The sequence below is a fragment of the Archangium violaceum genome, assembly GCF_016859125.1.
Classification (GTDB): Bacteria; Myxococcota; Myxococcia; order Myxococcales; family Myxococcaceae; genus Archangium; species Archangium violaceum_A.
In genome coordinates, this window is sequence record NZ_CP069338.1 from 4,063,824 (window position 1) to 4,081,204 (window position 17,381).

The 17,381-nt window shown below is 68.8% G+C and carries 16 protein-coding genes; 7 read left to right on the forward strand and 9 right to left on the reverse strand.

Features of this window, described 5'->3' with window-relative positions:
- Window positions 1–11: 11 nt before the first annotated feature.
- The 3 genes from JQX13_RS17515 to JQX13_RS17525 all read right to left on the reverse strand — a co-directional run bounded on the left by JQX13_RS17515 (window position 12) and on the right by JQX13_RS17525 (window position 3,795).
- On the reverse strand, window positions 12–1,964 hold the full coding sequence (locus JQX13_RS17515; protein ID WP_203410137.1) for a protein kinase domain-containing protein: 1,953 nt from the start codon (window positions 1,962–1,964) through the stop codon (window positions 12–14).
- Window positions 1,961–3,184, reverse strand: coding sequence for a hypothetical protein (locus JQX13_RS17520; protein WP_203410138.1), 1,224 nt, complete (start codon window positions 3,182–3,184; stop codon window positions 1,961–1,963). Before JQX13_RS17520 ends, JQX13_RS17515 begins: the two co-directional genes overlap by 4 nt.
- 137 nt (window positions 3,185–3,321) lie before the next feature.
- The gene (locus tag JQX13_RS17525; protein ID WP_203410139.1) at window positions 3,322–3,795 is read right to left on the reverse strand and encodes a hypothetical protein; all 474 of its coding nucleotides are present in this window, start codon (window positions 3,793–3,795) and stop codon (window positions 3,322–3,324) included.
- Window positions 3,796–4,123: 328 nt separating this feature from the next.
- Here JQX13_RS17525 and JQX13_RS17530 point away from each other — a divergent pair, with 328 nt between their 5' ends.
- Together JQX13_RS17530 and JQX13_RS17535 are read left to right on the forward strand one after the other, a co-directional pair.
- Window positions 4,124–4,804: a Crp/Fnr family transcriptional regulator gene (locus JQX13_RS17530; RefSeq protein WP_203410140.1), complete on the forward strand. Its 681-nt coding sequence runs from the start codon at window positions 4,124–4,126 to the stop codon at window positions 4,802–4,804.
- Between the two features lie 592 nt (window positions 4,805–5,396).
- Window positions 5,397–7,055 carry a sensor histidine kinase gene (locus tag JQX13_RS17535; protein WP_203410141.1) on the forward strand — a complete coding sequence of 553 codons (1,659 nt, stop codon included), beginning with the start codon at window positions 5,397–5,399 and terminating at the stop codon, window positions 7,053–7,055.
- 36 nt (window positions 7,056–7,091) lie between these two features.
- Here JQX13_RS17535 and JQX13_RS17540 read toward each other — a convergent pair whose 3' ends face one another.
- The 4 genes from JQX13_RS17540 to JQX13_RS17555 form a co-directional block, all read right to left on the reverse strand.
- Window positions 7,092–7,712 (reverse strand): outer membrane beta-barrel protein, encoded by a 621-nt coding sequence (locus JQX13_RS17540; protein ID WP_203410142.1) that lies wholly within the window; start codon window positions 7,710–7,712, stop codon window positions 7,092–7,094.
- A gap of 92 nt (window positions 7,713–7,804) precedes the next feature.
- Entirely contained in the window at window positions 7,805–8,740 is a 936-nt protein-coding gene (locus tag JQX13_RS17545) for a ketopantoate reductase family protein (protein WP_203410143.1), read from the reverse strand.
- 112 nt (window positions 8,741–8,852) lie between these two features.
- Window positions 8,853–9,926, reverse strand: coding sequence for an AmmeMemoRadiSam system radical SAM enzyme (amrS, locus tag JQX13_RS17550; RefSeq protein WP_203410144.1), 1,074 nt, complete (start codon window positions 9,924–9,926; stop codon window positions 8,853–8,855).
- 162 nt (window positions 9,927–10,088) lie between these two features.
- A complete protein-coding gene (locus JQX13_RS17555) occupies window positions 10,089–10,547 on the reverse strand; it encodes a ferritin-like domain-containing protein (protein WP_343211101.1) in 459 nt (152 codons plus the stop codon).
- Window positions 10,548–10,819: 272 nt separating this feature from the next.
- On the opposite strand from JQX13_RS17555, the gene JQX13_RS17560 reads away from it, so the two are divergent.
- The 3 genes from JQX13_RS17560 (at window position 10,820) to JQX13_RS54150 (ending at window position 14,172) form a co-directional block, all read left to right on the forward strand.
- A complete protein-coding gene (locus JQX13_RS17560) occupies window positions 10,820–11,545 on the forward strand; it encodes a hypothetical protein (protein ID WP_203410146.1) in 726 nt (241 codons plus the stop codon).
- Window positions 11,546–11,624: 79 nt separating this feature from the next.
- On the forward strand, window positions 11,625–12,551 hold the full coding sequence (locus tag JQX13_RS17565; protein ID WP_203410147.1) for a WD40/YVTN/BNR-like repeat-containing protein: 927 nt from the start codon (window positions 11,625–11,627) through the stop codon (window positions 12,549–12,551).
- A 775-nt stretch (window positions 12,552–13,326) separates the two neighbouring features.
- Window positions 13,327–14,172 (forward strand): Fic family protein, encoded by an 846-nt coding sequence (locus JQX13_RS54150; protein WP_239014803.1) that lies wholly within the window; start codon window positions 13,327–13,329, stop codon window positions 14,170–14,172.
- A gap of 68 nt (window positions 14,173–14,240) precedes the next feature.
- Here JQX13_RS54150 and JQX13_RS17575 read toward each other — a convergent pair whose 3' ends face one another.
- Window positions 14,241–14,927: a suppressor of fused domain protein gene (locus tag JQX13_RS17575; RefSeq protein ID WP_203410149.1), complete on the reverse strand. Its 687-nt coding sequence runs from the start codon at window positions 14,925–14,927 to the stop codon at window positions 14,241–14,243.
- Between the two features lie 265 nt (window positions 14,928–15,192).
- On the opposite strand from JQX13_RS17575, the gene JQX13_RS17580 reads away from it, so the two are divergent.
- Both JQX13_RS17580 and JQX13_RS17585 read left to right on the forward strand, forming a co-directional pair.
- Window positions 15,193–16,170 (forward strand): hypothetical protein, encoded by a 978-nt coding sequence (locus JQX13_RS17580; protein WP_203410150.1) that lies wholly within the window; start codon window positions 15,193–15,195, stop codon window positions 16,168–16,170.
- Between the two features lie 39 nt (window positions 16,171–16,209).
- Window positions 16,210–16,749, forward strand: a complete 540-nt coding sequence (locus tag JQX13_RS17585) for a hypothetical protein (protein ID WP_203410151.1) — start codon at window positions 16,210–16,212, stop codon at window positions 16,747–16,749.
- On the opposite strand, the gene JQX13_RS17590 is transcribed toward JQX13_RS17585, so the two are convergent.
- The gene (locus JQX13_RS17590; RefSeq protein WP_203410152.1) at window positions 16,743–17,312 is read right to left on the reverse strand and encodes an AAA family ATPase; all 570 of its coding nucleotides are present in this window, start codon (window positions 17,310–17,312) and stop codon (window positions 16,743–16,745) included. The two genes, JQX13_RS17585 and JQX13_RS17590, sit on opposite strands and share 7 nt — an antisense overlap.
- Window positions 17,313–17,381 lie beyond the last annotated feature (69 nt).

Sequence of the window (17,381 nt, forward strand, 5' to 3'; positions counted from 1 at the left end):
CTGGCGGTGTCTCAGGCCTCCGCCAGGAGCCCTACCTCGGTGAAGAGCAGCGCCACGCGGCGCAGGGCTACTTCATCCTCCGGACGCTTGAGTTCCGCAAGGGCGGCGCTCAGGGTATTTCCCGGCTTGTTGAGCAATGAGGCGGTGCGCAGCTCGGAGGCCGAGAGCGCCAGGTCGCTGGCGGCCACGGGGGCGTCCAGGTTGCGGTAGAGCGGCTTGTGGCGCAGTGCTTCCTGCTCGCGCACCAGGCGCTCCAGCGGGTAGTGCGCGCGCAGGCCCTCGTTGAGCAGCGCCAGTCCGCCCAGCCGCTCCTCGGTTCCGTCGTTGATGGGCGTCTCGTGCTCGAAGAAGGCGTAGCGGCCGGCCGTCCAGCCCAGCAGGCCGAGCGCCACGGTGCGCCGGTGCTCGAGCGTCCACTCCGCCAGCTCCGACGGTGAGAGGACCCGGGACATGAGCAGTGCGTCCATCAGCCGGCCGGAGAAGGGGCGCGTGTTCTCCACCGCCCGCTGCCACTGCTCCAGGGACAGCTTCCCGGTGTTGAGCAGGAAGGGGCCGAAGCGGTCCGCGGCCAGGCTCGAGCGCACCGCGATGATCTGCCCCGCCTTGAGGAAGAGCTCCTTGTGGGTGCGGTTGTGCTCGAAGTGGAGCCGGCCGGTGGCCCGGGCCAGCATCAGCCGGGCCATGACGCGCAGGGGAGGGACCAGCGCCAGGTTGCCGGCGTAGCGGGGCGGGGAGGCCGTCTTGCGGCGGGCCTCGAGGCGCTCGCGGGCCGAGGCCGCCGCGGCGCTGAAGCGGGGGAAGGCCGAGGGGTTCAGGAAGGGCCCGCCGGACTGGGACACCTGCGCCTCGGGCGACAGCTTCCCGGAGGCGAAGAGGAGCTGCACGTCGTCCTCGCCCAGCTTCATGAGGTAGAGGCCGCCTCCCGGCTCGCGCACCGTGAAGGTGGGGGCCGTGGGCTGGGCGGGCGGCGGTTGCTCCAGCAGCTCCGCGGGGATGGGAGGCTGCACGGGAGGCGCGCGCACCTCCGGCTCGTAGTAGGTGGCCATCAGCGCGGCCAGGTCGCGTTGGGACACGCGCAGGCCGGCGGACAGCAGGAACTCGTCGAGCGCGTCGAGCACGTCGGCGGCCGTCTGGAAGCGCTCGTCCGGGTTGGCGAGCATGCACCGGTTGACCACCGCGCACAGCGGCTCCGGCACGAAGGGGGCGGCATCCTGCAGCCGCAATGGCACGGCCTTGAGCGCCACCGTCTGCTTGAGGATGTCCATCATCGTGCTGCCCTTGAAGGCGTGCCTGCGGGCCAGCATCTCGTACAGGGTGATGCCGAGCGCGAAGATGTCGCCGCGCCCATCCGCCTTCTTCCGGGAGAGCTGCTCGGGGGGGATGTAGCCCGGCTTGCCGCGCACGTTGTTGCCGGTATCGGTGTTGCCCACCAGTGCCACGCCGAAGTCCAGCAGCTTCACCTCTCCCTCGAAGGAGAGGATGATGTTGGTGGGGTTGACGTCGCGGTGCACCAGGTGGAGGGGCTCGCCCGCGGCCGAGCGCGCACGGTGGGCGTAGTCCAGCCCCTTGAGCACCTCCATGGCGATGTAGCAGGCGATGTGGACGGGCAGGCCCTTGCCCTTCGTCCCCACGCGCCGCATCAGATCGTGCAGGTCGCGGCCGTGGATGAACTCCATAGCGATGAAGTACTCGCCGCGGTGCTCTCCGAAGTCGAAGATCTGGGCGATGTTCATGTGCTGGAGGAGCGCCGACAGCCGCGCCTCCTCGATGAACATCCTCACCGCCGCCTCCTGCTGGATGGCCTCCGGCAGCACGCGCTTGAGGACGACCGGCTTGGCGAAGCCGTTGGCCCCGAGCGCGATGCCCCGGTAGATGTCCGCCATGCCGCCGCGTCCGAGGTGGCTGAGCAGGACATAACGGCCGAAGCGGGCCGGCAGTGTGAGTTGCCCGGACGGCGTGCTCATTTCTTACCGGGTCCGCCGAGGAGTGGATTCTCCTCGACGAGCATCTCGTTGAACATGTCCTCGCTGATGACGAGGGTGCCGGGCCGGGAGGGTGGAAGCCGGGGCGGGAGGGGACCCGGGATGGGCGCGGGCGTCTTGGCCGGACCCGAGGGCGCTCGCGTGCTCGCCTTGGGCATGGGGGCCTTGGCCGCCACGGTGGACACCACGGGCACGGGCGGTACGGACGGCACGGGGGGCGGCATCGCCGGTGGGGGCGCCTCCAGCGCGTCGAGCGGGCCGAGCAGGACCTCCATGCTCGGAACCTTGCGCTCTGGCACCGGGGTGATCGCCGGCACGGGGGGCCGGCTCACGGGAGTCTCCGAGCCCAGCGTCTCCCCCTGGCCGTTGGCCAGCTGCAGCGTGTTGTTGCCGAAGGGAATCTCCGGCGTCTTGTCGACCGGTCGGCTCACGGGCCTGGCCGGGGCCACCCTGGGCGGGGGCGGGGCGACGTTGATGGGCGGTGGCACCGGCTTGGGCGCGGTGGGCGAGGACGGGGCGGAGGTGGCCGTGTCCCCCGTGAGCAGGACGATCATCCTGCGCAGATCCTCGATGGTGTGCTCCTTGGCCTCGAGCGTCTGCTCCCGGGTGGTGAGGTTCTTCTCGAGCTCGGCCACGCGCAGGGCGAGCCGCTCCCGCTCGGCGCGCAGCCTGGGCAGGACCTCGGCCTCGGCGCGCAGCCGCCGCAGCTCCTCCTGCAGTGCCGACGAAGGACCCGTGGCCGTCTCCTGTCCGCCCTGGGCGCGCACCTGCTCGCGCAGGGTGTTGAGCTCCTGGAGCCACAGCCGCTTCTCCTCGCGGGTGATGGCCTCCTGCTCGCGCAGCTCCGCTTCCCGCCGCGCGAGCCCGCTCTGGAACTGCTCGCTCAGCCCACCGAGCCCGGAGATGAGCTCCTTGAGTCCGCGGCCGGCCCGTTCCAGACGTTTGACGAGCTGGCCCTGCTCCTCGATGCGCTCGATCAGCCGGGGCAACACGTTCAGGAGCGTCTCGCGGGCGCCCGTCTTGCGCAGCTCATCGCGTTGCGTCTCCAGACGGCCGAGCTCCTGGGTCGCCTGGCGCAGCAGGGGGAGCACCAGCTCGGCGATGCCCTCTGCCTGACGTCCCAGCTCGATGCAGCCCTGCCGTGCCGCCTGGAGGTCCGCCGAGGAGCCCATCGACGGCTCCATGCTGGTTGCGTTCCTCATCGCGCTTCCTCCACTCCCTCCTCGGATGCGTACCGTCGCCGAACCGCGCGTCCGCGCCATGATACCCCACCGCCCCGTGCCGGGCTTGCATGGGGTGGCGAGCCTGGTCGTCAGCGCACCAGCCTGCTGGATTGCCTTCATTTCCCCTGCAAATGGGTCGCGGGCGCTCCAGGCGGGCGTGCCGGGGCCGCGCGCGGCAGGGCGGGGAAGGGCTCGAAGCCCTCCAGCGCGAGCTGTCCGAGGCTCATGCTCGCCTCCGGCAGCCGCTCGATGTCCTCGGCGAACCAGGGCGTCTCGACACTGGCGGGGGGCGGCACCGGAGCGGGTACTGAAGCGGGCGCCGGAGGAGTGGGCACCGCCTGGGGTCCGAGCGACTCCGTGTCGATGTCGGATTGCGAGAGGTCGACGGTGAAGGTGTGGACGGGCTGCGGCTCCGCGCGCCGGGGGCCGGAGACCTCCACCATGGGACGGCGGCGAGGGCGTGGCGCCGCTTCCTCCGGGGCCGGGGCGGCAGGCGTGTCGGGAGGCTTCGGAGGATCCAGCGGACGCGCGCTCACCTGCAGGGCGGCACCACATCCCGCGCAACGGATGACCTGCGTCCCGGGACCCACGAGCGGCACCACCGTCCCACAACGTGGGCACTGGGGGCGGGGAGCCGTGGCGGGTGAGGGAGCCTCTGCGGTCATGCGCTCGTCGAGCTTCGAGGAACGCCGCCGTGGCATCCACGCGTGCTGGGCTTGGCGTTACACCATGGCCGTATCATTTCGCAAGCGGACTCCTCGGTCAATGCGCCCCCGGGACGGTGTGACACGGGCGGAGGGCGGGCGAGGGGACATTCTCATCCGGGGTAAAGCCGATAAGGTTTGGACGTGGGCGACAGGAGGTGGAGACTTCCGGTGTTCGCCTGCTTCGCCGTTCCGGATGCCCTGAGGTGCCCTCATGTCGTACTCGCAGCTGCTGGCCCATATCCCCATGTTCGAGCACCTCGCGAACGAGGAACTGGAGACCCTATCGGGATTGCTGCAACAACGGCCCTATAAAAAAGGTGAGATCATCTTCCACCAGGGCGATGTGGGCACGGCGCTCTTCATCGTCCGCAGGGGAGAGGTGGCCATCCGCCTGAGCTCGTCGGAGGGCAAGGAGGTCATCCTGGCGCTGCTGGGTCGTGGGGAATCCTTCGGGGAGCTGGCGCTGCTGGACGGGGAGCCGCGCTCGACGGACGCCGTGGCGCGCGAGGAGACCCACCTGCTGATCCTGCATCAGAATGATTTCCGGCGCTTCCTGAGCGAGCGCCCGCAGGTGGCCATGGGGCTGCTGGCGGTGCTCAGCCGCATGGTGCGGCGCGTCACCCAGCTGGTGCATGACGCGGCCTTCCTGGATGCGCGGGCGAGGCTGGCGCGGGTGCTGTTGGACCTGGCCGAGAGGCAGGGCCAGCCCGCTCCCAATGGCGGAATCGTCATCCCCAAAATCACCCAGGCGGAGCTGGCCAGCCTGTGCGGGGTGACGCGCGAGAGCGTCAACAAGTGGCTGCGCTACTACGCCCGCGCGGGAGTGATCTCGTATGAGAACGGGCAGATCACCATCCTGGACATCGAGCGCCTGCGCCGCGACGTGGACTGACGCGAAGCAGGGCGGGGAGAAAACATGGGTGGAGGCCGCGCCCCCCAGCGCGGCCCCCTGGCCCCTTGGGACATGAGACAAGACCACGCCCCCCCGGCGTGACCGTGTTTCCCGGACCCGTGTCGAAGGCCACACCCCCCAGCGTGGCCTCCACATACCGTCCCGAGGCGGAGCGGGGCGGAGTCCCCCCCTGCGAGGTCTTCTTGCCGGCCAGTCCCCCCTCGAGACATGGTCTGCGGCAACCTCGCACCGGCATCACTCCGCTCGCACCTCGGGCGCGGCGTTCGGGTTCAACGGGAAGCGAGTCCCTGTTCCCAAGATGAAGTGATACCGCTACGGCCCTCCGGGGGCTGTGAATCGACTCACCCCGGGGGTGTGAAGCCGTTCACAGACACCACCGACGCTTCCGTGCATGCGCGCGGAGGCCGGCGGCTCGTGAGGCGTCCCGGCTCTCGTCCGTAGGCCTCCTCCATACACCAGAGTCAGGTGCGGTTTCCAGTCCTGGGGAGGCTGGAGGACTGCTCCATCTTCGGGTGGAATCCAGTGTTGGATAGCTGATCCGGGATTCCGGGAGTGAGACCAGAAGATGACAGTGCGCGCCAGGATCTTGGTCTTCGCTGCGGTGGCGGTGGGGCTCGTCGCGCTGCTGGGAGGGACGCTCTTCGCCCTGGCGAGCCGCGGACAAGGGGGGCTGGAGCGGTTGCTCGCCATCCAGGAGCAGACGGAGTTCTACGGCCGGGTGACGGACGACGCGCTCGGGTTCCTGCATGCGCTGCTCCAGGCGCATGGGACGGGAGGTGATACCCGGGGACTGCTCGCGGAGCAGGAGACGCTTGCCCAGGTGGGCTACTCGCGCCTGCGGGCGTTGGTGCGGCAGGAGCACCTGGCGGGCTCCGAGGCGGAGGAGCTCCTGCGCATCGAGCAGCTCGAGCGGGCGCACCTGCACTGGTTGCGGAGCAGCGAGGCGCGCGTGAGGGAGGCCCCGGCGGGGTCGGAGGCCACGCTGCTGCACGAGGCGCTCTCCGACTTCCGCGAGCAGGTGGTTCCGAGCCTGGAGAAGGCCTGGGCGCTGGAGCGCACGGATCTGGATGCACACAAGCTCTACGGTCAGCGGACGCTCCAATGGGGCCAGCTGCTCGGGCTGTTCGCCCCGTTCGTGGCCCTGACGCTCGTGTTCTCGCTGGCGATCCTCATCTACCTGAACATCCGCCGCGCGCTTCGGACGCTGCTGCGTGGCGCGGAGCGCATCGGCGCGGGTGATCTCCACAGCGAGCTGCCGGTGAACGGGGACATCGACGAGTACGACCTGATGGCGCAGGCCATCAACCGGATGGCCGCCCAGCTCCGGGACTCCGTGCGGGAGCGGGAGCGGCTCGCCAAGGCGGAGGCGGAGGCCTCGGAGCGGGAGATGCGCCGCTACAACGCCCTGCTGGAGGAGACGGTGCACCAGCGCACCGCCCAGCTGGAGGAGGCCAATGTCCGGCTCACCGACAGCGTGAAGCAGCTCCAGTCCGCCCAGGCCCAGCTCCTCTTCACCGACCGGCTGGCCACTATCGGTCAGCTCGCGGCGGGCGTGGGCCACGAAATCAACAACCCGCTCACCTTCATCCTCAGCAACCTCAACTATGCCCAGCAGGTGGTGACGGAGTTGGAAGCGGCGCCCACGGCGGAGCGCCGGGAGTTGTTGGAGGCACTCGCCGAGGCCCGCGAGGGGGCCGAGCGCGTGCGCCTCATCGTGAGGGATCTCAAGATGCTGTCCCACCCGGATGACCGGGAGAGCGGCCCGGTGGACCTGGTGAAGGTGGTGCGCAGCGCGGCGAAGATGGCGGCGCACGAGATTCGCGACCGCGCGCGGTTGGTGCAGCAGGTGGAGAACGTGCCGCCGGTCCACGGCAACAGCGCCCGCTTGTGCCAGGTGTTCCTCAACCTGCTCATCAACGCGGCGCACGCCATCACGCCGGGTCAGGTGGAGCGCAACGAAATCCAGCTCGTCGCTCGCGTGGACGACAGCCAGCGGGTCACCGTGGAGGTGCGCGACACGGGCTGCGGCATCCCCGAGGACAAGCTGGAGCGCGTCTTCGAGCCGTTCTTCACCACCAAGCCCGTGGGCGAGGGCAGCGGGCTGGGGCTCTCGGTGTGCCAGAGCATCATCTCCGCGTACGGCGGGAAGATCTCCGTCGAGAGCGAGGCGGGCCGGGGCACCACCTTCCGCGTGAGCCTGCCGGTGCATGGCGGCGAGGCCCGCGCGTGAGGGGTGCCCGGCCCTTCCGGGTTCATCGCTGGCGACTCACCAGGTGGCGCCGAGGTTGAGCGTGCCCGTGTAGCTGCCTCCCGCGCTGAAGGTCTCGTCCCCGGGCAGGTCGACGTCCGCCGGGGGCACCGCGGCGAACTCCTGATCGAAGAGGAGGTTGTAGTTGACGCGCGCGTCCGCCGTGAAGTCGCCGATGTACAGGCGGAGCCCCGCGCCCACCGGCACGAGACCCACGTTGTCATCCTGGAAGCCCGGCGCCGCGTTGCGCACGTTGTAGTTGCTCACGCCGAGCCCCGCGAGGACATAGGGCTGCAAGGGGGCGGCGGTGAGACCCACCGTGGCCACCGCCTGCGCTCCGTTGCGCAACACGTCCGGGCCATTCCCCGTGAGCGGCAGTTGTGTATCGAAGTTGTTCGCGGCGCCCGAGTAGCCCAGCTCGAGGCCCACCACCTTGGTGGGCTTGAGCACCAGCGTGGCCCCATAAGCGAGACCGGGGTTGATGTCCTGCCCGAGTGCGTAGGTATAGCCCTCCACGCCGCCACCGATCAGCACGGACAGTCCACGCATGTCCGCGTTGGCCTCCTGGCGATCCTGCGCCATGGCGCTTCCAGCCCAGAGAGACAGCACCGCCACACCCGCCACCAGCTTCTTCGTCATTCATTCCTCCTTTGGGACTGAGGAAAGCTGGAGGGTGCTGGGGCCGCGTGCCACCAGCGGGCAGGGGAACGGGCGGTGGGCCGCTCTTCCCTTCAGCACGGGGGCCGGCCGCCCGCGTAGGGCGCGAGCACCCCGTACAGCGTGGCCATCACCGGCGTGGGCACTCCGGCCGCCCGGCCCCGACGCACCACCGAGCCCATCAGGGCCTCGACCTCCAGCCGCTTGCCCTGCTCCAGGTCCACCAGCAGCGACGCGCGCGTCTGCGGAGGCAGGCCCTGCAACTCCCGGACGAGTGACTCCGGGTTGCGGGTGACGGTCACTCCCTCCGCTGCGGCGACCCGGATGATCTCCGATGCCGCCGCCATATAGGTGTCGAGCGCGGGCTGGCACGTCCGCAGTGGGCCGATGGGCAGGCGGGTGGAGCCGGTGAGCCCGGCGAAGGGCGCCAGGAAGACGAGCTTGTCCCAGAGCGACACGCGCGCGTCCGGCACCGCGTCCGTGTGGATGCCCGCACCGGCGAGTGTGTCGCGCAGGGCGCCCACGCGCGGGGAGAGGCGGGTGGTGTCTCCGAAGAACTCACCGAACGTGATGCGATGGTGCATCCCGGTCTGGGTGAGCACTCCGGGCGCGGTGATGGCCACGGAGATGTAGGCCGAGCCGCCCAGCACTGCCTCCCGGCCCACGGCGGAGGCCACCTCGTCGGGGCTGTCCACGCCGTTCTGCAGGGTGAGCACCACCGTCCTGTCCCCGCCCGCCATCAGCGTCTTCACCGAGGGGAGTGCTCCGGCGATGTCATACGTCTTCACCGCCAACAACACCACGTCCACCGGACCCACCCGCGCCGGGTCCGACTCCGCGCGCACCGGGACGCGCACGTCTCCGGCCGGGCCGCGGATCTCCAGCCCCCGCTGGCGCAGTGCCTCCAGGTGCGCACCCCTCGCGAGGAAGGTGACCTCTTGGCCCGCCTGGACCAGCTTCGCACCGAAATAACCGCCGACGGCTCCGGAACCCACGATGGCGAATCGCATGGGCGCGGAGCATAGGGCCTGGTCCCTCCTCGTCCCAGCGCGACCCGCTCTCGCCGTGCTCAACCCGGGACCCTCGATACCCTCACCCCGTCCCTCTCCCACGGGGAGAGGGTTACATCACCGCCACGGGCATACGGCGGCGGCCGAAGTCTCCAGGGCTCGTGTCGAAGTGGCCCGGCACCTTCGCCCCGCAGTCCGGGCACTGGCCCTCTCGTGTGAGCCGGTACGTGAGGAGCTGGTGCCAGTCCCGCACGATGAGCGCCTTGCCGCAGTCCGGGCACAATGTCGTCTCGCCCGCCGGGTCGTGCGTGTTGCCCGTGTACACGTACCGCAGCCCCGCCTTGCGCGCGATCTCCCTCGCCCTCCTCAGTGTCGCCGGTGGTGTTGGCGGAATGTCCCGCAGCTTGTAGTCCGGATGGAACGCCGTGAAGTGCAGCGGCACGTCCGGCCCGAGGTGCTTCATCAGCCACTCGCTCATCGCCCCCACTTCCGCGTCCGAGTCGTTCTTCCCCGGAATCAGCAGTGTGGTGATCTCCAGCCACACCTTCGTCTCATGGTGGAGGTACTCGAGCGTCTCCAACACCGGCTTCAGGTTCGCGGCCGTGAGCTGGAAGTAGAAGTCCTCGGTGAAGGCCTTCAGGTCCACGTTCGCCGCGTCCATCTTCGCGTAGAAGTCCCGGCGCGGCTCGGCGTGCATGTAGCCCGCCGTCACCGCCACCGTCTGGATGCCTCGTGCATGGCACGCGTCCGCGACGTCCATCGCGTACTCGGCGAAGATGACCGGGTCGTTGTACGTGAAGGCCACGCTCCGGCAGCCGTACGCCTCCGCCGCCCGGGCGATGGCCTCGGGGGTCGCCTCGTCGGTGAGCCGATCCATCTCCCTCGACTTGGAGATGTCCCAGTTCTGGCAGAAGCGGCACGCCAGGTTGCACCCGGCCGTCCCGAAGGACAGCACGCTGCTTCCCGGATGGAAGTGCACCAGCGGCTTCTTCTCGATGGGGTCCACACAGAACCCCGACGAGCGCCCGTGCGTCGTCAGCACCATCTGGTCGCCCGTGCGCTGCCGCACGAAACACATTCCCCGCTGGCCTTCGTGCAGCTTGCAGTCGCGAGGACACAGGTCGCACTGGATGCGCCCGTCCTCCAGCGCATGCCACCAGCGCGCGGGGTATTCGCTCTCTTGCATGTCTCCCTCCCCGTGGAGCGGGTGTATCCCGCCGTCCAACAGAAGAGGAAACACGTGGGGAAGCGGGCAGACGTCCCGCCTCCGACCGCTTCCCCGAGGCCGGGCCGCCGGGCGGACGGGTTTCCCCTCCCGGCTTCTCCCGTCCTCCCGGCCCCGCGTGGCCTACGGCTGCACCGTCGTCTGCTCCCAGGTGCGGTTGCGCAGCGCGTCCTCGATGAAGGCCAGGTGCCGCTGCTCGTCCGAGAAGTTGCGCTCGATGATGACGCGGGCCTCGGGGCTCCAGTCCTCGTCCAACGCCATGCGGTAGGTGCGGTTGGTGAGCACCTCGTTGCCCCTCATCGCCTGGAGCGCGGCCTCGGTCCCCATCATCGACGTGATCGCCGTGAAGCCCTTGAGGACGACGCCCTTGACGTCCGGCGCCTTCCGGGGCGTTCCTCCCAGCGTCTCCACCACCCGCGACAACTCCTGGATGTGGCGCTCATGGTCCTGCTGGAACCCCCGCAGGCTCATCCGCAGGGGCTCCACATCGATGCGATCGATGGCCGCCGCGTAGGCCCCCACCGCGTCGTAGTCGAGCGCGATCAGGTCATTGAGCCGCTCGATCATCCTGTTCAGATCCATCGCCGCCATACCGTCCTCCTTCGGTTCCGCGCGGGAATTCCCGCGCCGCCGAAAGCTGGTCAGGGGCGCCAGGGGTCTCAAGCTGTATCAGCGGACATTTCCCGGTTCCCCGGAGGATCGGCCGGACAGCGAGCGGGGAGACGCAACCGCTCCCGGGTGAACGCTCCTCCTCCTCTCAAGACAATGGCCTCGCTTCGCCCCGCGTGCACTCCGGGTATGGGCTCCACGTGGGTGGAAACTTTCCGACGCGGCTCGCGATAATACCCCCCATCATGAAGATCCAACGCCCGGGAATCCCCGCTCCCCGGACCCCGACCGCCCGGACGGACTCCCCGGTCACCCCCCCGAAGAACACGGTCCGCTCGCCGGCCACGGCCACTCCGTCGGCCCCGGCCCGCTCCGCCGATACCTTCGAGACCACCACCCGCGCCACGGCCAGGGCGGTCTCCCCGGGCCGGAGCAACGCCGCCCGGAACCTCCCCGCCGAGATTCCCACCGGCACCAAGGACTACTACCGCAAGCGCTACGACGACTTCGTGCGCCGCAACCCGGGGATGACCCCGCCCTCCTATTACCTGGAGTACGGGCAGAAGTACTGTGACCGCTTCTCCAGCCTCGGGCCCAAGGACCTGACCCCCGAGGGCCTCGCGTGGCGCGATCGCACGCTCAAGGCGCTGCAGGACGCCATCGAGACCAAACGCATGGAGGACCCGGTGGGCTTCGCCCAGCTCGAGCGCGACCCCGAGGCCTTCAAGAAGTTCGCCTACGACTCGCACCCGGATGCCTACGTGCAGTCCGGCCTCTACGAGCTGCCGGCGCAGGACTTGATGAAGATCGGCACCACGCCGGACCTCAAGGACCTGTTCACCAAGGACGGCCTGCGGCAGATCGCCGTGGCGCTCGGCAAGATGGACGCGGGGGACGTGGTGAGCGTGGCCAGGGAGTCGGCCAGGGAACTGTGGAAGGACCTCAAACACTCGTTCCCCCCTCTCTTCTAGGGCGGCTACACCTGTCGCTTCCCAGGTCGCGGGCGGGCTGGCATCTTCCCCCCCGCATTCGACATCCCGAGGTTGACGCGTGCCGGAGAAAGACTGGGAGAGGCTGGGAGAGCTGTCCGAGGGTTTGAAGGTCGGAGTGGTGGCCGCGAGCCCCGAGGGCTTCGGGCTCATCGGCGCGGCTTCGGAGCCGCCCGGTGGTGTCGGCCTCCTGGAGCGGATGAAGGCCCGCCGAGCCCAGGTGTACCGCGTCGCCGCCGGAGCCGTGACGAGGACCTGGGAAGGACCCGGCTGGATCCAGGCCATGGACTGCCACGGGGCGGTGGGCGTGGCCATCGGCGCCACGTTGAAGCCCTCGGGCTCGGGCTCGGACTACCACCTGCTGGTATCGCCGGACGGTGGCCGCGAGTGGCAGACGCGCGGGCCGGTGGACGCGCCGAGCCTCGGTCAGGTGCTGGCCGTGAGCGAGCAGGAGATCTGGGTGCTGGGCGCCTGGTTTCTCGGGCGCACCGCGGACGGTGGCGCCACGTGGACGGAGCTGGAGCTGGAGGGCGAGCGCAACCCCCATACCGAGCGGCTGCGGCGGGTGGAGGGCGGCGTGGCCCTGCTGGGCAAGGGGCTCTCCGTCAGTACGGACGGGGGTGCCACGTGGCGGCAGGTGGACGTGGGCGCGGCGCGCGTGGTGGATGTGGACGGGGCCTTCGTGGCCGCCATGGTGCAGGGACAGGCCCGGGTGGGCGAGCGCCAGGGCTCCGAGGTGCGCTGGCTGGAGCCGCTGCCGGCGGGCCGTGAGCCGCTGCGCCTCGTGGCCTCCGAGGGCGTGCTGCGCCTGCTCACCCGTGGTGCGGACCCTTCCAAGGGGGCGGACCCGGCGCTCCACGTGAGCGAGGACGGCGGGCAGACGTGGTCCAGCCACTCGCTACCGCTCGGGCCTCAGGTGGACATCGCCGGCCACGAGTGGGGCCTCGGCGTGGACATCCGCGGCGGCGTCTACGGCCGCGTGGGGTAGGCGGGTCCCCGGAGCGCGGCAAAAGAACGGGTGCTGGCGTACCTGATCGCAAACCAGGTGGTTTGCCTGACGGGGCAGGGCCCCACTGCATGCCTGCCAAGACCGCACTGGATGGTTCCAAACGGCCGTCCAAGCGGCCGTCCACACCCAGCACACACCTCCCAACTACCAAGGACCTACTAACTAGGACCAACTTAGTAGCAGTCGCTCTTGGCGGCTGCACTGCCCAGAAGCACCATCCTGCTACTAATAGTTACTAAATTAGTAGTTCGGAGGTTCCGTGCGGATTCCCTCGACCCCTCCTGACCCCGACGCGGTCCTAGATGCCATCCTCAAGGGTGGGGGAGAACTCTTGCGTTTGTTCTCGAGGGGAATAAAGCCGGAGGTCGAGGGGCAGTACCTTCATTGGGACGAGCTTCGACGGCGCCCTCCTCCAGAGGGACTGACACACGAGGAGTGGTGGGCCGGTGTCTGCCTGGCCCGGAATGTCGTCAGGACCGAGTTGCCTCTCACTGACAACACAGGGCGCAAGTTCCATTTCGCGCGGACCGATGGACTCCTCCTCGCATTGCATCAAATCGACCGCGATATGGATGGACGGCTCGAGGTGGTTGACCCGCGGTTGGCCAACAAGGAGGTTCGAGACCGTTACATCATCCGCTCTCTCATGGAGGAGGCGATTACCTCCAGCCAACTGGAGGGTGCTTCGACGACTCGCAGCGTCGCCAAGGACATGCTCCTCCAGGGGCGGAGACCGCGAACAAAAGATGAGCGGATGATCTTCAACAACTTCCATGCGATGGAGTTGCTTCGCAGGAAGGCGCAGGAGCCCCTCTCCGCGGCTTTCCTGCTCGAGCTGCACGAGGTCATCACCGAAGGCACCCTGGAGCCTGGTGATGAGGGACGGCTGCGGCGTCCAGAAGAGCCCGTCACGGTGCACGACATCAGCGATGGAAAGGTCCTCCACGTTCCCCCAGACGCGCGCGAGCTTCCTTCGCGAATCGAAGCGCTCTGCGCCTTCGCGAATGAGAGCGCCGGAGATGCCTTCGTCCACCCGGTCGTTCGCGCGATCGTGCTCCACTTCGCGCTCGCCTATGACCATCCCTTCGTCGATGGCAATGGCCGTACCGCGCGTGCGCTCTTCTATTGGAGCATGATCCGGCAAGGCTACTGGATCGCGGAGTTCCTTTCGATCTCCCGGATCATCCAGAAAGCACCTGCTCAGTACGGGCGCGCATTCCTGTACACCGAGACAGATAGAAGCGACCTCACCTACTTCCTCCTGCACCAACTGGAGGTCATCCGACGGGCAACGGAGGATCTCCACGCGTATCTCGACCGCAAGAGTAAGGAACTACAGGAGGTGGATGTACTCCTGCGGGCGGGCAAGAACCTCAATCATCGCCAGCGGGCGCTCCTGGCTCATGCGCTTCGCCACCCGGGAACGCAGTACGCCATCGAGCCCTACCGTCGCGAGCACGGCGTCGTCTACCAGACCGCACGCCAGGACCTGCTCGATTTGGAGAAGGCGGGCTACTTGCGGAGGACGCAAATAGGGCGAGCCTTCTATTTCCGCCCTGTCCCAGACCTCGAGCGACGGTTGAGGGACGAGACTCCCTGACTCCGTTGCTCGACTTCTGCCCCTCTCCCGGAGAGGAGAGGGGGCTGGGGTGGGGGGAACGTCAGGAACTACAGCTGCACCTGCTCGCGATCCGGGTAGGTGATGTAGCCATGGCCCGCGTCCACCAGCTTCTTCAGCAGCCGGTCCATGCCGTTGGAGCGTGAGAAGGCCATCTCGTTCTTCGTCACGCCCACCAGCGTGAGCAGCTGCACCTTGCCCGATTCGAGCTGGAAGTGCGTGGGGCGCGAGGGGTCCGTCACGAAGACGAAGCCGTTGAGCTTCGACTCACCGCCCGTCAGCGTGCCCTCCACCGGGTAGCGGTGGCCCATGGCGAAGGCCCGCATGCACACCAGGTTGTAGGCCATCATGTCCAGCAGCCGGAGCACCGGCCACTGCGCCTCCTCGGGCGTGTGGATGACCATCTCGTAGCCCAGGCCGCTCGGCTCGTTCGAGTCGAACTCCTGTCCCGGGGCCAACGTGATGGGGTTGGACAGCCCGCTCGTCACATACGTCCAGTAGGGGTACTCGGGGCTCGGCGGCGCCACGCGCACGCCCATGCCTCCCCAGTTGGGATCCAACTCCTTCACCTCGGCCAGATCACTCTCCAGCCAGGCCTCCAACGCACCGCTCTGCTCCAGCGTGTAGACCTCTTCGCTGATGGCCCCGAAGAGCTTGGGGTACTCCACCTCGTCCCGATCCGCCCAGCAGTCCTCGTACCACTGGCAGAAGGCCTCGTCCGTCTCAGGCGCTTTCATAGCGAAGGGACTTTAAGGGTTGTTTCCTCGCGATTCACTTTCCATTCGCAGGGAACGTCAGGTCCCACGGTGGGTAACCGCCTTCCCACGCCAGTCCGCGCTTTTTCCCACCCCAGGGCAGGCAGGCAGGCATCCCTGTCGCACGGTGTACCCACGATGTGGCCGCCGGTGGACGAAGTGGGTTCCCGCGCGCCCGGTATGGGTCGTGAAGGGGAATGGTGCGACGAGCAGCCAGGGCGCTCGGGTCCACACATGGAGGAGCGACATGCACAGGGGTTGGAAGTTGGCGGCCATGGCCGCGGTGCTGGGAGTTGCGGGGACGGCGCAGGCCCATGAGTTTCGCTGTGAGAAGCGCATCCAGGTGAAGGGCGAGTCGCAGGTACCGGGCTCGGCGCCCCGGGTGACGAAGTTCCCTGCCACGCTGCGCTTCCATTACAAGCTGCGCAATGTCCACCCGACGTCGGAGTCCGTGGCGCAGCACGTGGAGGACCCGCTGCTGGCGCCCTACGGCTTCAGCGCTCCATTCTCCACGCCGATGGCGGTGGAGGTGTTCGGGGCGCGCGATGCCTTCTTCGAGTTGAAGCTGGACACGCCCGAGGCCTGTCATGCGCTGGCGGCCAGCGATGGCCGGGTGGACGAGAACTTCGACAGCGCGTTCCGGGTGAAGTGGAGCCTGGGCGAGACGCAGTGCGCCGCGCGCGTCACCTGCTGCGAGCCCTTCGTGGATTGCGAGATGGCCTGTCCGCCGGATGACCCCGACTGCGTGGAGCCGGCTCCCGTGAAGCCGGACCCCTCGCGCAACGCGGGCTTCTTCAAGGTACACGAGCAGGCGCTCCAGCAGTGCCTCGGAGCGGGGCCTCTCGAGCTCGGCGTGGCGCGGGTGGCGTCGCTGGAGCAGGCGCTGGGCCTGCTGTGGGCCAGCCCCGGCCTGGACCGCAAGGGTGGGGTGCGGAGCGAGGAGGACTCGCGGCGCTTCGAGCTGGCGCGCGAGGCGCTGGTGTCCACCTGCAACGAGCGCCTCTTCGGTGCCAGCGAGAAGAGAGGCCGCGCGCTCGACGAGGCCCTGCGCGCGCTGCGCGGCGGCTCGGGGGACGAGGGACTGGAGCGGCTCGCCACGGAGCTGAGGCGCCACAACGAGGCGGGCTCGCGTGAGCCGCTGCCCGGAGGCTTCGACGCGGGACGGGCCACGCCGGCACATGCCGCCAGCATCGCCGCGGATCCGATGGAGCCTGGCCGCCCGTAGCGCCGTTTCCTTCAAACGCCTTCCAGGAGATTGAACGCCATGAAGAAGCTGATGCTGTCGGTGGTGGGAGCGGCCGTCCTCGTGCTCGCGGGCTGCGGAGGAGAGTCCCGGATGCGGGATGTCTCGGAGCCGGGTCCGGAGCAGCCCGCGGAGGCGCAGGGCCAGCAATACGCGCTGCGCCTCAAGGGGGTGAACAACCCCGGTTATGCCTCGGCGCTCGTGCAGGTGCGCCGCGTCTCCATCACCACGGTGGACGGGCAGGCGCTCCCGGTGCGTCTCAAGTCCCGCTTCCCAATGGACCTCACGCACCCGGAGCAGGCGTACCTGCTCGGGTTCTTCCAGGTGCCCGAGGGAGTGGACCGGGTCCATGTGGAGGTGGAGTTCGACGACTTCGGTGGCTACGAGGAGGCCGCGGGTGGCGGAGTCATCGACACGCGGGTAGCGCCGCTGCGCTTCGAGGCGCCGGTGACGTACCTGATCCAGCGCGGCCACGCGGTGGTGCACCTGGACCTGGAGCAGTCACTGCACGAGCTGGACGAGGCGCGGCTGCTGCTGCCGAGCCTGGACGTGCGCTACTGAGGGGATCGCGGGAGTCCGTTTCGTACCTGCTCCAGACGGTCGAGGATGAAGTCGACCGTCTCGTCGATCGTCAGCCCTGAGTTGTCCACCCAGAGGCCGAGCCGAGGTGTCTCGGCTCGAAAGAGATGGTCGAAGGCTTCAGCGGTCCAGGCTCCGTAGCCTGTCTTGGCGCGGGCCTCGTCGCGTGCGGCGGCGACCGCGGGGGCCGGACAGAGGACGACCACGCCGGGCCGCCAGGCTCGAAGCCGGGTCACCGCCTTCTCGAGGTAGGGGCCGAGAAGAAGATCCTGGTAGACGACCTTGAATCCCTCCTTCGCGTACCCGTCCGCGACAGTGGCCGCGAGCTCATGGCGCAGGGTGAGTTGCCTCAGCGCCTCGGGAGAAGCCTCCGGCGTCATGTCCTCTCGCCCCCCGACGAGCATTCGCCGGAAGATGTCACCGCGCACATGGACGCTCCTCGGCAATCGCTCGGCCAGCGCCTGGGCGATGGTGGATTTTCCCGCCGCCATGATGCCCGTGATGATCAGCACGTCCGGCATCGCCTCGAGGGGTGTGTCGCTCATCTCCAGGAGGATACCCGCCCGGGCGCGGGAATGAATCCGGTAGGCAGGACGAAGAAGGGCAACGGCTTG

What these genes read in the sequence shown, in the direction of transcription:
- JQX13_RS17555 (WP_343211101.1), bottom strand. Translation starts at nt 10,547, where the DNA reads ATGGATCTGAACAGGATGATCGAGCGGCTCAATGACCTGATCGCGCTC.
- JQX13_RS17520 (WP_203410138.1), bottom strand. Translation starts at nt 3,184, where the DNA reads ATGAGGAACGCAACCAGCATGGAGCCGTCGATGGGCTCCTCGGCGGAC.
- JQX13_RS17590 (WP_203410152.1), bottom strand. Translation starts at nt 17,312, where the DNA reads ATGAGCGACACACCCCTCGAGGCGATGCCGGACGTGCTGATCATCACG.
- JQX13_RS17580 (WP_203410150.1), top strand. Translation starts at nt 15,193, where the DNA reads ATGCACAGGGGTTGGAAGTTGGCGGCCATGGCCGCGGTGCTGGGAGTT.
- JQX13_RS17575 (WP_203410149.1), bottom strand. Translation starts at nt 14,927, where the DNA reads ATGAAAGCGCCTGAGACGGACGAGGCCTTCTGCCAGTGGTACGAGGAC.
- JQX13_RS17585 (WP_203410151.1), top strand. Translation starts at nt 16,210, where the DNA reads ATGAAGAAGCTGATGCTGTCGGTGGTGGGAGCGGCCGTCCTCGTGCTC.
- JQX13_RS17515 (WP_203410137.1), bottom strand. Translation starts at nt 1,964, where the DNA reads ATGAGCACGCCGTCCGGGCAACTCACACTGCCGGCCCGCTTCGGCCGT.
- JQX13_RS17545 (WP_203410143.1), bottom strand. Translation starts at nt 8,740, where the DNA reads ATGCGATTCGCCATCGTGGGTTCCGGAGCCGTCGGCGGTTATTTCGGT.
- amrS (WP_203410144.1), bottom strand. Translation starts at nt 9,926, where the DNA reads ATGCAAGAGAGCGAATACCCCGCGCGCTGGTGGCATGCGCTGGAGGAC.
- JQX13_RS17540 (WP_203410142.1), bottom strand. Translation starts at nt 7,712, where the DNA reads ATGACGAAGAAGCTGGTGGCGGGTGTGGCGGTGCTGTCTCTCTGGGCT.
- JQX13_RS17560 (WP_203410146.1), top strand. Translation starts at nt 10,820, where the DNA reads ATGAAGATCCAACGCCCGGGAATCCCCGCTCCCCGGACCCCGACCGCC.
- JQX13_RS54150 (WP_239014803.1), top strand. Translation starts at nt 13,327, where the DNA reads ATGATCTTCAACAACTTCCATGCGATGGAGTTGCTTCGCAGGAAGGCG.
- JQX13_RS17530 (WP_203410140.1), top strand. Translation starts at nt 4,124, where the DNA reads ATGTCGTACTCGCAGCTGCTGGCCCATATCCCCATGTTCGAGCACCTC.